Annotated in this window: 15 protein-coding genes and 1 pseudogene; 3 read left to right on the forward strand and 13 right to left on the reverse strand. The window is 39.8% G+C overall.

Annotated elements, in window-relative coordinates; translation table 11 throughout:
- Positions 1-32 precede the first annotated feature (32 nt).
- The 5 genes from A3860_RS40490 to A3860_RS09125 all read right to left on the reverse strand — a co-directional run bounded on the left by A3860_RS40490 (position 33) and on the right by A3860_RS09125 (position 2639).
- Positions 33-269 carry a hypothetical protein gene (locus A3860_RS40490; RefSeq protein WP_143774020.1) on the reverse strand — a complete coding sequence of 79 codons (237 nt, stop codon included), beginning with the start codon at positions 267-269 and terminating at the stop codon, positions 33-35.
- Between the two features lie 173 nt (positions 270-442).
- A complete protein-coding gene (locus A3860_RS09115) occupies positions 443-796 on the reverse strand; it encodes a hypothetical protein (RefSeq protein ID WP_081146323.1) in 354 nt (117 codons plus the stop codon).
- Positions 797-879: 83 nt separating this feature from the next.
- A complete protein-coding gene (locus A3860_RS09120) occupies positions 880-1254 on the reverse strand; it encodes a hypothetical protein (protein ID WP_081146326.1) in 375 nt (124 codons plus the stop codon).
- 52 nt (positions 1255-1306) lie between these two features.
- Positions 1307-1636: a hypothetical protein gene (locus A3860_RS40495; RefSeq protein ID WP_143774021.1), complete on the reverse strand. Its 330-nt coding sequence runs from the start codon at positions 1634-1636 to the stop codon at positions 1307-1309.
- Between the two features lie 43 nt (positions 1637-1679).
- On the reverse strand, positions 1680-2639 hold the full coding sequence (locus A3860_RS09125; RefSeq protein ID WP_081146327.1) for an ArdC-like ssDNA-binding domain-containing protein: 960 nt from the start codon (positions 2637-2639) through the stop codon (positions 1680-1682).
- A gap of 428 nt (positions 2640-3067) precedes the next feature.
- On the opposite strand from A3860_RS09125, the gene A3860_RS09130 reads away from it, so the two are divergent.
- The 3 genes from A3860_RS09130 to A3860_RS09140 all read left to right on the forward strand — a co-directional run bounded on the left by A3860_RS09130 (position 3068) and on the right by A3860_RS09140 (position 5888).
- Positions 3068-3412, forward strand: a complete 345-nt coding sequence (locus A3860_RS09130; RefSeq protein ID WP_081146330.1) for a hypothetical protein — start codon at positions 3068-3070, stop codon at positions 3410-3412.
- Positions 3413-3478: 66 nt separating this feature from the next.
- Entirely contained in the window at positions 3479-4384 is a 906-nt protein-coding gene (locus tag A3860_RS09135; protein ID WP_081146332.1) for a DUF1266 domain-containing protein, read from the forward strand.
- 259 nt (positions 4385-4643) lie between these two features.
- Entirely contained in the window at positions 4644-5888 is a 1245-nt protein-coding gene (locus tag A3860_RS09140) for a hypothetical protein (RefSeq protein WP_143774022.1), read from the forward strand.
- 402 nt (positions 5889-6290) lie between these two features.
- Here the strand turns inward: A3860_RS09140 and A3860_RS09145 are convergent, their stop codons facing one another.
- From A3860_RS09145 to traK, 8 genes and pseudogenes are all read right to left on the reverse strand, one after another.
- Positions 6291-6782, reverse strand: a complete 492-nt coding sequence (locus A3860_RS09145; protein ID WP_081146336.1) for a hypothetical protein — start codon at positions 6780-6782, stop codon at positions 6291-6293.
- A 105-nt stretch (positions 6783-6887) separates the two neighbouring features.
- A pseudogene (locus tag A3860_RS09150) lies at positions 6888-7891 on the reverse strand (PDDEXK nuclease domain-containing protein).
- Between the two features lie 54 nt (positions 7892-7945).
- On the reverse strand, positions 7946-8800 hold the full coding sequence (locus A3860_RS09155) for a hypothetical protein (protein WP_143774023.1): 855 nt from the start codon (positions 8798-8800) through the stop codon (positions 7946-7948).
- Positions 8801-8870: 70 nt separating this feature from the next.
- Entirely contained in the window at positions 8871-9989 is a 1119-nt protein-coding gene (locus A3860_RS09160; protein WP_081146340.1) for a hypothetical protein, read from the reverse strand.
- 2 nt (positions 9990-9991) lie between these two features.
- A complete protein-coding gene (gene traN, locus A3860_RS09165) occupies positions 9992-10837 on the reverse strand; it encodes a conjugative transposon protein TraN (RefSeq protein ID WP_081146341.1) in 846 nt (281 codons plus the stop codon).
- 27 nt (positions 10838-10864) lie between these two features.
- Positions 10865-12109, reverse strand: a complete 1245-nt coding sequence (gene traM, locus A3860_RS09170; RefSeq protein WP_158085177.1) for a conjugative transposon protein TraM — start codon at positions 12107-12109, stop codon at positions 10865-10867.
- A gap of 10 nt (positions 12110-12119) precedes the next feature.
- Positions 12120-12485 carry a hypothetical protein gene (locus A3860_RS09175; RefSeq protein ID WP_081146345.1) on the reverse strand — a complete coding sequence of 122 codons (366 nt, stop codon included), beginning with the start codon at positions 12483-12485 and terminating at the stop codon, positions 12120-12122.
- A gap of 2 nt (positions 12486-12487) precedes the next feature.
- Positions 12488-13108, reverse strand: coding sequence for a conjugative transposon protein TraK (gene traK, locus A3860_RS09180; RefSeq protein ID WP_081146347.1), 621 nt, complete (start codon positions 13106-13108; stop codon positions 12488-12490).
- Positions 13109-13123 lie beyond the last annotated feature (15 nt).

Consider the following 13123-nt stretch of genomic DNA (forward strand, 5'->3'; position numbering starts at 1 on the left):
CCGGGCTTTCATTAAAAATTAAATGGGTATAATTACAGGAGATCTACCTGTAGTGTGACCGTGTTGCTTTTCAGCATGCGGATTTGTTGTAAGATGTGCTGCAGGTGGATCGAATGTGCGAAATCATCTGGCCTTTGGGGAGCGCATTGGTTGGTAATGTCCTGCAATCCTGCATTCAGAATAATACCAGCTAGCCGGTGAGGTTCCTTATACAGGACTTCTGAACCGATTGCTTTATTTTCAACCAGGGTGGCCAGCACTTCTTCCATTTGGTCTAAAATTTGAAGTAGCCGGACAAGCTGATTGTATTGCAAGAATAATTCACGGTAATACGGCTGTTGTGTGAACCTGATGTTTTTTAACTGGGTGCAATTTTTTATAGTTGTTTGTAATACACCTGTGCGCATAGCGGGCAAACCTAAATGGCAAGAATTTTTACTACTCATGTGCTTTCAATTTTATGGCTGGCGCCAGCCGGAGTATGGTAATGCCGGTAATTTCTTATCTGTGAGTAATTTCCATCGTGAATTTGACTACATATCGCCCTGAATGCTTCGTAATCATTTTCCTTTTTACCGATATACGATAAATATGCTTTTACAAATAGTACTGCATCGTAATCTTCTTCGAGGTAAACCATATCATTCTGCCGGTAAGAAAAACCTGTAATTTGGTGATGAAGATTAAGCGTAAGCAGGGCACTGTATGGAACTTCGAGCCACGCATGCCCTGCATCGGCATAATAGGTAAATCGGGTTGGCATTTGAGCACCCGCATTCTGTTTATTGGTTTTCATAAATGTTATTTATTTGATTATTATTTTTTGAAACAAGTTTTGCCAAGTGTAGGTAAAGGACTTTTTACTGCTTACTAGGTGATTTACTCGATAAAATGCCCAATAAACTTTACCTGGTTGAGGGATTTGTTAACCGTTACGGTTTTCTGCTGGAGATCTTTGAAGATGCCAAGTAGTTTTGAGCGTAGTTGTGAGGCTGGTTCACTTTGACTGAACTCGAGCGCCTTCATCATTAGATCGAGCTGACGTTCAGAAAAGATAACTTCATCATAAACCTCACCGGATTCTTTAAAAAAATCCCTGCTGTTTCGATATCCATATAGGAAGCCGCCAATCCGGGTAGAAAATTGAACATCAAAATCATAATGTGTAGCTGCTTCATGGAATAGTAAGTCAAATTCCTGGTCGCTTAGTTTGACAGACGCAGTTAGTGTGGCGATAAAATAGTATTGCTCCATAAATTGAATTTGTTGATGTGAGAAAGTGATTGCCGAGAACTGATTTTTTTACTTAATGCAACTGCTTGCTGCGGGAGTAAATAACATGACCACGGTAGTGGATTTCACTGACCCTGGTTTTGCCGGCAGGACTGAATTGTTCGTCAGTATTGATAGCGTAGCAACCAAGCTCCGGGTAATCAGGATAAATGGTGGCGCCATATAGATTTGCCTGGAGTAAAAATTGCTGGACGGACTGTTCAGTAACTACATGATCAAGTTTGTCATTGAACCAGAAGCAGAGTTTATATACGATAACAGGATTACGGAAGTGGCAGGCACAATGCGGACAAAAAGGTATTACGGTGACATGATCTTCACCTGATCGCTTTGTGGTAAGCATATCCAAAAAATTCTTTTGTCGTTAAATAATAGGGTGATAGTCGTTATGATGCAGTGGCGACGCCAGATGGCTGGTCGGATGTTGAAGAATGATCATAAGGTTTGGCAGACAAAATATAATCAACGGCAGCTCTTGCCTGGGAAGATGCTTTTAAAATGAGTGATTTATCTTCCTTTATATGCGTGCGCCAGTAACCCGGATCATTTGAAATGTTTGCAGCAGGATGCAGTACAATACCGGTGATAGCACATAACATAGCGGTGACTATTTCGGCGGTGAGTGCTTCTTTGGCAGTAACCGGTTGTTTAAAATCCTCATTATCTGTTAAGTCTTTTCGGTTCAGGCGGGAGTGATGACCAGTACTGAAGGCCAGAACATGAAACAGGTGCGAGTAGTAATGATCTGTACTTTCAAATGTATCGATATCGCGGATCTTTATAAAATCCAGCGACGGCACATAAGCAGTCATATCTGTTCCCTGCCTGATCGGCGGGCAATTCGTCATTCCATCGAGCAATCTCTGGCAGGATTCGTTTTTTTCTGATATTGTTTTTTGCCTGGCTGGTATAGGCATATCAAAGGCAATGTTTTCCGTTTGGTCGATATTAAAGACCCAATACGTAGTACAAATCATACGTGATCGGTTATACACTGTGTCTATTTCACCAGCGGCGCCAACAGATCGGTATTTGTTATCAATCTTTTGCCAGAAAGCAACCGGGTATCCTTTTTCGCCCCGGCGTATATGTCCGCCCATTTCTGTTGCTTGTTTGAAAGTCAGGAACAGCGGTGTTTTGTACTTATTGGTAAGAGTAATGGAGTTCAGAAAAACGGCGTTCCATTCGCTGTAAACATAACTGCTGCTGATATTACGCGGAAGCCCGTATGGGTTCCATGATTGTTGCGAGGACACGATGCCTTTTTCAAGTAGTGCGATTGCCTGATCAGAGATGAGCTGAAAAGTGCTTGCTGTATTACCCTGGTATGTTTTGTTGTCACTCATGGACTGAAAGATTTAAAAATGAATAATTATGTTATTTTTTTCCTTCAGTTCCTGAACAATCTTTTATAAAAAAAATGAACTGGGGCAAAAAGGAAAGGCCGGTGATAACAGACGGGGCCCCCGGAATAATGGGTAGGGGCCAATGAGGGCCCCCGGAGGGGGGCAGCATTCCGGCTTGCCCCTAGGCAAGCCGGAATGCCGTGTTGCTCCTACCCATTTTCCGGGGTGGCTGTTACCTTCGCCGGCCCTTTTTGTCCCAGTTTTTTTTTAAAAAGATTAGACCGTATCATCGTTTTAAGGTAGGTAGAGTTGCAAACGAATCTTGATTAATCTATTGCGGATTTCAAAAAGGTGGCGGCGCTTTTCGATTGGCAGTTTTTCCACTTCAAAGGAGTAGTAAGTTTGTGCCGTAAGCAAAACCTAATATTATGGAATTACAACTTAAAAATTCTAAAGTTCTCCCAATTGATGAACTGCACGATTTCATCAAAACAAAACTCGAAGGAAAATATACCTGTGAACTGGTGCATGATCGTTGGAATATCAACTTCTCAGCGCCCAAAAAATGTGTTTTGATAAAAAAATCAGGAATCATTGGGGTGGGTGTCTTTGTGAACGAAAAAAAGAATAAAGTAGATGTAGATGGTATCGTTCCTAACATGATCCTGGAAAGAATATTTTTCCGCAATGTACTTACCCGTTTATTACTGCTGTCTTCCTGGAATAAACTGGAGGCAGAAGTATCTGATGTATTGAGAACAAAGTTATCGTGAAATAAACGAACTGGTTGCCTTTGGTCTTGGGGGGAGTCAACCTGTTGTTCGTAAAAACTTTATATCATGAATCAACAAGATGCTATTGAACAATACCTGCAGGGGCTAAAGGCCATGGGAATAAGCGATGAAATGATTGCGGTATATCGTCAGCAAATGGAACAAAGCATGCAGGTTTCAAATGAGTGGGCCAGTCAACTGAGTCAGTTTGGGCAGAACATTCAGCAATTCAACTCAATGTTTACAGGCGATGCTGCTAAGGAAACCGATGGTCGTTCTAAAGGACACACGTTGTTGGTCAATGCTGATACGATCCTTACACCTGCCCAGCAATGGGCTATCGCGTGTGGCGCCGACCTGGCTGTATTGAACGGGCAATACCTGAATGACCTCACAACCGGTTTTAGCAGGCAGGACTGCCGGGAATTGCTTTCCGAATGGTGGGATATCGACAGCAAACAAGAAGTGTTGGAGAATATCGACTGGCTATTTCGGGAAGGGCATCGCATACTATACGATATAATCTGGCAGGCCATGAACATGGTTTCAATCAAAGAAAGTAAGGCTTTTTTGCGAGAGTATGTGGCGAAGAATGAAATGGAAGAAGAAGTGGCCCTGCAACGGCTTCGCAATATGCGGGATTCCATGGAGCTTTTTCAGCAGCACGAGCTAATAGGAAAAGATACGCAGCCTGAAATGTTGATCTGGGATTATGCCCGCATTATTAATTTGACGCGTGGTAGTTTTGATGCCGGATACCTTACCCGAGAAGAAGCGTTGGAAATAATTATGCGTTGTGTAGAACCTATTCGCAACATCTACACTTCGTGGAAGCAATTGTCGGTGTCGTACCAATTTGCCCGTTGTGTATGGAATGGCATCGAAGGCTCAAATTTTGAAGACATGATGGAAAATATGCAGGTATTATTGACCGACGTTGATAGTCCCTGGGTAAAAATGAGTTGGGAATAACATTTCGTATAACATAGCTGTGCAGAGAGTGAAAGCCCGGACAGGAGCAGAAAGCCCGGACTAGCCCCGACTGAAGCGGATACCCCGCAACGAAGGGTGAGGTAAGTGCGCGGATGTGAGGAGTAGCAGCGGAAGGCGGGAGACTGAAGCCAGACCAATGAACAGAACCAAGAGGCTCCAATTTTTATAAAACATTTTGAGGCCGGCGTGGAGCAACGGCCTGAAAACTTATAAACCTTTACAATTTCGCTTTATGTCAGTGCGAAAGAAAAACAAGAGCCAGGCTCATCGGGAGAAAATTGAAAAAGTGCGCCATGTGAATGAATTTCTCAGCGCGGTTAAAGACATGATCGCAAAGGCAGCCGGCTCGGACATTGTAAAGTATATTCCCCCATCTGAAATAGAATTTCTGTATAAGATTCGATTACACCCCGTAAGAGTGAAAGCAGCACCGGGAGAGTCCATCCCACCGAAAGTACTTGAGTTTTCCAACTGCCTGATAACCCACTTCTTTAAAAACGAACAGGTACAAATTGGGATCGGTATGCTTGATAAGATATCATTGTATGAGTACTTTTCAACAGCATTTACCGTAATGTTATATATACAACGGTTGAATGATGATGACTATCCCCGTGCTGCTGTAGTTAAAAAGCGGCTGGAAGCATTTGCTGCCGTTGTAAATTCCTCTACACATGAGACAGCGCTAAAAGAATATAACCACTTTATGAATGCCACTGCTCTGCTTTGCTGCAATATTAATGAGTATTTATATGCCTTCAAATTCAATCCTTCCATCATTGAAAGAGGTGTTTCAAAGGCAGGCCTGTTTAGCGAAATATACAAGATCCGGCTTCCCAAAATCAAAGTACTGATGGGGGAACACCACCGGCCAGCCTGGCGCCTCGGCTGGTATTTGCCGGCACCTGAGCTACATCTTGAGCTTATCAGTATTCAATCAGAAGAAATATACAAGCTGCCGGGCAACGTGATGGATGTATATATTCAGTCGCACGCACTTAACCGGTTGGCTGAACGATTGGATGGGATAGAGATTTCGGTTTTGCATTTTAATATTTATGACTCATTGTGTCTCCCGAAAGTATACATAAATAAACATGGCCTTTTACTATTCGAGTATGCTATCTTTAAAAATAAAGTTGGGTATTTTTTAGGTGAGGTTGCAGATGGGAAGATCATACTTAAGACATTTCTATTTTTAACTAATAACGGTACGCCTGAAGCAGATAAACTACAAACTATGACGGGCTTGCAAAAAGAAGACATAAACTACCTTGCGATTGATAAACTAAGCACCTTTCTTCTTTCAGATATAGATGAAAATGAAAATGTAAAACAGCTATTTATTAATGCGGGCTGTGAAAGCCTCTTTAAAATTGACAAAGAGTTTTACCATTCAGCCGAAGGCAGACCGGAAATGTCAAAAGCGGGGTTAATTGCAAAATATTTACAGCTGGGTGAATATCAGCCGGGAAGGCGTTGAAGGAATCGCGTTTGAAGAATCAAAGCAAGAAATACTAAAAGCCTTGAAAACCTTGAAAACCTATCGAGATCAGAGCTACAGTAATATATCCGCTATAGGTCTCGGAATCGAGTAAGAATGCCATGCGAGAATTTTATTGAAACGTAAGGTGAAATGCAGAAACGTGGGAAGGTGTAAGGGGTAACAGCGGAAAATGAGATGCTGAAGCCGGATAAACGAAAGAATAATGATGCTGACAATTTTATCCATGATTCTGGAAATTAGCAATCAGACAATATCTATGTTATATCCAGAATTGAGCACCGAATAATTTATAAAGGGTACAATTCCTGCATCTCGGAAAGTATCATTAGTGATAAATCAATAAAGGGCAAAAAAAAATAAAAATAATAATCCCTATGCTTATAAGCGCCTGATGTTTTTTTTATTATTATTAGTTTGTGTGTGTTCCCCGATTCCGAACTGTTTTTTTATTTCGTTGATTCTACATAATTCTAATGCTTTTTCAGAGATTTCTATAATCATTTGATTTTTAGTTGGAAGGCCATGTTTCTTACCAAAACTCATCTCTGCTATTTTTTCCCTTTCGTTCTTCTCAGTGAGATATAACCTCGCTTCGATGTCGTTTAGTTTAAAATCGCATTCATCAGAATCTCTTGAAGAACGAAATATAAATGAAATAACAGCGGTTTGCGCATTAAGGTCAGTTGCTATTTCAAGGCATTGTCTTATGTCGTCATAAGTATCGTACCCCTCTGTTATGTGATAATGGGAAAAAACTTTGGGGATCTCATTGATGGGATCAAAACCCAGTTCAGAAATTTGTGTATAAACATTACCCAGTTCACCATTGTCATCGAAACTATCGGAAATATACTCTTCATTAAATGGCATATACTTTAGTGTTGACTTTTTTAAAATAAATTTTGTCAAATACAGAATAACCCGGCCTTTTTTACTTTCATAATGAAATTGTTATTTGATTAATAGTATTACCCATTATAGGTTTGTACAAATGCGCTGACGTTCCTTTTCAATTTCTTCTGCCAATTGTTTTTCATCAGGTAAAAAGAGGCGGTATTTACTGGCAAACAGCTGTTTATTTTCGTTTAAAATAGAATATTTAACGATTGTTTCGTCTTTATCGGAGCAAAGTATAATACCTATGGTTGGATGATCTCCGTCTAATTTTTTTAAATTATCCCATAACCTCACATACATATCCATCTGCCCGATATCCTGGTGGGTCAGCTCATTTATTTTCAAATCTACCAACACAAACCCTTTTAATAGGTAATTATAAAATACAAGGTCAATATAAAATTCTTTGGTGTCAGTTCGAATATGATATTGACGGGCAACGAAAGCATATCCTTTCCCCATTCAAGCAGGAAATGTTGAAGTTTATTGATGATCGCTGTTTCCAATTCATTTTCGGAAAAACTACCAGGCATTTCAAGTCCTAAGAATTCAAACAGGTAAGGATCTTTCAGTAAATGAGAAGGAGTAGCGGATGTCGTTGCAGTCGGTGGAAGTGGGGAAACGGGTAATGGTTCACGTGTAGACAAAATCCGGTTATAATACTGGGAATTGATATTACGTTCCAGTTGACGGGTATTCCAGCCTTGTGTAATCGCTTCGGCTATATACCATGTCCGAACCTCGGCATCTTCGATGCGCAAGATATAGCGGTAATGTGTCCAGGTAAGTTCAAATCGAAGGTTAGTTTGATCAGGGAAATACAAATAGAATTGCCGCATCCGGCGGAGCTCGCGTTCCTCAAAACCTTTTCCAAATTCCTGTAATAATTGGGTAGAAAGTTCCCGTATAATGAATGTGCCGTACTGGGCTTTACGGGCGCCTTTGAGTTCCTGTTGGGAGATGCGTTTACCCACTAACCAGTACGCATTCAGCATTTCAGAATTTGCAATCGCATAAGCGCGGGTGCGCGCCTTGCTTAAAATAGCCTTTATGTCAGCAATAAATGTCTTTTCAATTTGCATGAGTGAACCCTTTAAAGATGTGAGGCCAATGCGCACATTCGTTTTATCCGAACATTATTTTAGGGGCCTGACCTTTTTAGCGTGGCCATATTTGTTATTTAAGGCTGGAATTATTTCCCTTAGTAATTTTTGGTTTTCGCTAAAATGTTTATGGACGGTTGATGAATGCGGAAGGTCTGTTTCTGTTTTCAGGTAATAAGTTTTAGTATCATCCATTTTTGCTGTCAATGTTTTTAATCCTAATGAAACCGTATGAGGATCATATTGATAGCCAAACTTAAATTCTACTACATCAGTTTTATTATTAAAATATCCTTTTGTCTCGACATCAAACATGATGAAGAGAAATGGGGTAGCAATATTTTCGAGTAGGCCCGTTTTGAGCCCTTCCATAACTCTATCCATATGTTTATCAATAGGTATCCATTGGTTGTCTAGTCCTTTTTCGTCAAAACCTTTTTGAATAAGCAAGTTTTTGTGGGTGTCCAAGGCTTTGAGAAAATCATCATATTTTTTCTTTGGATGTGCCTCGTAGGCCTTAATCATTGTTTCTAAAATTGTATCAGCTTTGGGTAATTCAGCATTCGAGTTTAAAGGAATACTTTTACCGATGCCTTTCATTGTAACATAAAGGCTCTGGATAGATAAAGCGGGTTCAGCTAGCGAATATTTGTAATTGAACACAATTTTAATTTCGTCCTGAATCTTTTTGAACAAGCCAGTAGTGCTTATGTAAAACAGGTTAGGTTGATTAAGTTTATTACTCTTTTGGTAGGCCTTTAGAAACTTGTATAATAGTTTACCTAAGAAATCTGTATTTGCCAGAGAGCTATGCTGATCTGAAAAATTGTAGCCCTGTTTTTCAAGAAGGGTTATTTGGTCAACGTATAGTTCTTCAAACTTTTTCATAAAGACAAGCATGAGGTGTAGTTAATTTTAAGATGCGGGGCGCAATGCGCCCCACATCTTAAATGATTGATTATCTGTATTTTAAGCCTTGCCCCTGTCCCATATCAATAATTTCTTCCATTTGGTTTCGCTTTTCTATTATCTGCTGGGCGAGCTGGGTTGACTGACCGGAAAACAGTTTATTGGTGTCAACCAACTGCCCATTGCGATCCAAAACATCAATTGTTTTACGATCTGGCGCGGCGTCTAAGATGTATTTTACAGGAATGTCATTGATAAGAAGCGCGACTTCTTTTGATTTGCCATTTTTTAAGGATTGTAACAATGCATCATACTGTGCAGTATCCTTTTTGATGGCAAGGGGAAGTTTGGCCAGGGTTTTTTCGACGTTAAATGAAACAGATTGTAATTGTTCATTGCTTGGATTTAAAGATAACCAGGTATCTTTTCCTTGTATTGTTTTACAAACAAATTTACCATTGACAAAACGGTCTGCTTCCGAAGCGGTAAATCGTTCTCCGATACCGACTTGAGAAAAGGTGTGTCGTTGACAGGTATTATCCTTGTTTAATAATGAATCGAGTGTAGGTCGGGCCACTGCTTCGAACTTTTCAAAATAATACTGGTCGGTACCAGGGAGTTTATTAAAATGTAAAACGAAATATGAGTTTTTGTTTTGGGTATCTGCATAAGGTAAATGGAATTGCGGAAATCCCTGGTCCATCATCTTTTTCAAGGTTCCATCCATTTGGAAATTAAAACCGGCTTTCTTTAAGTTTTCATTAAGAGATTGCAAGTTGTTTTCTTGTATAAGCGATTTCTGTATAGTCGTGAGTGGTTTACTGTGAGATGCGAAAAGTTCCCTTCTTCTCATAATATAATTGCGAATACTGTTGCTGGCACGTGAATAAAGGATGCGGTTAAGCAATGTTGGATTCAGACGGGCTTTTAGTTTTGCAATTTCAGTGCGAACAAATCGTAGGGATTGCTTTTCATCCTTATTTGGTTTTTTTCGATAAGTATTTTTTAAATGAGTATAATGCAACAGCTTTAATGCTGTTGCATGTAAATCATGACCACCAACCGGGTGGAAGATTTTGAATTGAGCCTCCTGTTCAGCATATAAGCGTAGCGCGTCGAAGACCCGGTTGGGACGGCTATTATTATTAATATGGTCCAGGACTGGCATACCTACAAGGTTTTTGCTTTAAGTAAATGTTTATTTTTAATTCTTAGGGTAAGGTGGCGGCCCCCATTTTTTTCAAATAGTTCGATCAGGAATTCCTTTTTATCAGGAATGGTAAATTTTGGAACAATGATGACAAATCGGTCACGTTGCTGACCAGCTATTGTAGTTAAGTGATCAATGTAAAGTGGCTGGATTTCCTGTTCCTGTATAGATGAGCGTTTAACCCGTTTTTTATCATGGATATAAAAACGGATAAAATCAATGTCATAATTAATGTTTGATGCATTGGACAAGCTGAATCCAAATATCAGCCAATTGCTGGTAGTATGAATAGTACGCAATTGCAATTTTATGTCATAATCCCCGGTGGCCTTGGAAATAAATTGTCTTGACTCTCTTGCCTTTCGTGCTGTTTCGTATAAATGTGATTCTTTAGCCAGTTTACTGTCTACCAGCAATGGTGCCGAGATTATACTGTCCTGTAATAATTTATTCAGATCAAACGTAGTACAACCAGGGTATTCAGTATAGGTAATATTGAATACGTATAATTTACCATCAACTGTATACACGTGAAGGTTGGTCGGTTTGAAATCGCTTTTTGCAGCTTTGATTTTAAGAACGTTATCGATCAGTCTCTCCTGCTGTATAATTATTTCACGGTTGCCACGGTCTGCAGCTGGTAAAAGTGGAACTGGAAAGATTATGACTGTAGTTGTATTATAACCAACTTCTAACTTATAAGGAATAATCGTAGTAGCTAAAGGAAGGTTTGTTGCTGTTATTTGAGCAATTGTGCTGTTTGATGCAATACTGAATATAAATAATAATGTGATTATGCTTTTCATTGTTTAATATTTAAACATTAAAAAATATTAATTCGATTGACGGGATTTAAGCAGAACTCGGTGGCCCGCCTTAACGGTAACTTGCACTCGTTTAACCTTTTTACTAAGGAAACTTTGGGCAGCCTGGATGCCAGCACTAGCTGCCTGAGCGCCAATACCAGGATTAAGCGTTGCCAGTTGCATTTGCTGAATAGCCCGGTCAACACCATTTTTAGCTTCATCGCGACCGATGGCGCCTGGAATATAAATTCCTTCGTTACCGTCGGTATCAAAGGCGGTCAATTGAATAGGATAGATAATATTGTTGTAAGCAATGCTGTTAAATCGTATTTCAAGGCGTTGATCACCAAGGCTGCACTGGCCAAAAATAAAAGTGCCTGCAGGTATACGTGTGCCTTTGATAAAGATGTCTTGTATCAAACGAAGCTTTATAATGGAAGCATTCTGTAATAGCTGATCTTGATGTACGACGGCTGAAATAGTTGATAAGTCTTCTGGTTGCGATATATCTGTTTCGTTCTCCAACCCAAAAAACGAATTGCCCGCTAACCGCTGGGTTACAGAATCGTCATACGTAACATTATCAGAAGTGGATACACTGTAGATTGTACCAGATCGGTTTGCATTATTAATTAATTGGTTGCTCGCGCGTTCAGGATGTTGTATTTCAAGGACTTTATTTAGGACAGCTTCAATTTGCTTCATTTCTGGATTTGTATCTGATGAAGGTCGCTGTACCTGTTGTAACAATGTTTCCAACTGCGCAATGTTATTGTCGTATTTATTAATATCTGACGATGTATTTATAGGTGTACCCATAGATTGCCCATTGCCGCTAGTGTTTATAGCTGCGTATAATTTTTCGAGCCGGTCATTAACCTTGCGTTCGTTAGCATCAGTAAATTTCTTTGTTGATGAGTGAGGTTGAATAGTGCTATTCTTGGGGGGAAATTCATCCGCAAAAACCTGGTCATCATTTTGGGGTGGTGCTGGATCGAACCATTTTTTACCAGAGGCGTCCTTTTGTTGAAGTTCTTTTAGTTTTGCGGAATCTTTTTCTGCTTGCATGTAAATTTCAAGCTTATTGCGCCCCGACTCTTTTAAGTTTGCATCCGGAAGTTTTGTATTGAAAGCTCGTAATGAATCGCTTTTATCATCGGATCTACGTGGAATCTGCCGCAATACGATCAGGGCAGAAGAAAACGCGACAGCTAAAATGAACAGCGATACAAGTATTAATCCTTTTCTTTTTCTTAATTTATCATTTTTCATATACATTTTTTTAATGGTGAATAGTATCTATTTCAATGGATAGGGTATCCATGTGTATGCTCATTTGATTCAGGACAGCAGAATCTGGGAGGGGATGTGTTTCGGGAATGACAATTGAGGGCTGCTGAAACCAGGAAGAAGAACTAGAACCGGTAACAGCTTGGTATAACAAAGTGCCGGCGAGTATAGTCATGCTTATACAAAAAAGTATCAGGGCAATTTTTTTTTGAGGTATGGTCATCCGCTGTTCATACTTACTGAGCCAATTAGCGATATTGGATTGAGACCGAATAATGTTCCGGGCGAAAAAAGCAGCCGCTTTATCTAAGTGTGGATATTGCTTTTCATTTTTTCTTTTTCGAAATAGATTCAGCATACTTATCGTTTTTCAATGGTGAGATCTTTGTTTTCAAGAACATTCCATCGTTCGATTAAAAAACCGTGAGGGTTGTTGTCACTAACATCCGTTACACGTAGATAACCTTCAGATATCAGGGAGCGGGTAGCAATTGTAGTAGGCCGCACAATTTTCAATTTTCCATAATACCGGAAGTACCAGGGCGATTGATTGATGTTTACTACTATACTATCAGGTTCTTCTACCTGCTGGCTAGTGTTCGCAGAAATCATAGCGGAGTAATAACCCTTTTCTTTCAGATTTTCATATTCTGATTTTGCCTTTGAATCGGCCAGGTAAAGAGCTTTTGTTATATTCCGTGTGATAACTGCATCGTCTGGTTCTAAACTGTAGAAATAGAAATGAAACATCTTTACATGATCGCGAACTTCGACGCCAAGTTTGGTGCTCCTGTCAACCGCAATGGCATCGAGAAGTTTGTCATTGGCCAGGAGATATATCCGGTTTCGATTGGCCTGGTTATCTTTGTAAAGGATATAAAGCACATAGCAACAAATAACACAATTGGATAACAGAAAGGCAATTGAGAAAATGCGGATATGTTTAAATGCGGAGTCGATATTTTTTAGTTGTTTGAACATGGGAATTAAGATTGA

It is taken from the genome of Niastella vici, from assembly GCF_002077945.1.
GTDB classification, from domain to species: Bacteria; Bacteroidota; Bacteroidia; order Chitinophagales; family Chitinophagaceae; genus Niastella; species Niastella vici.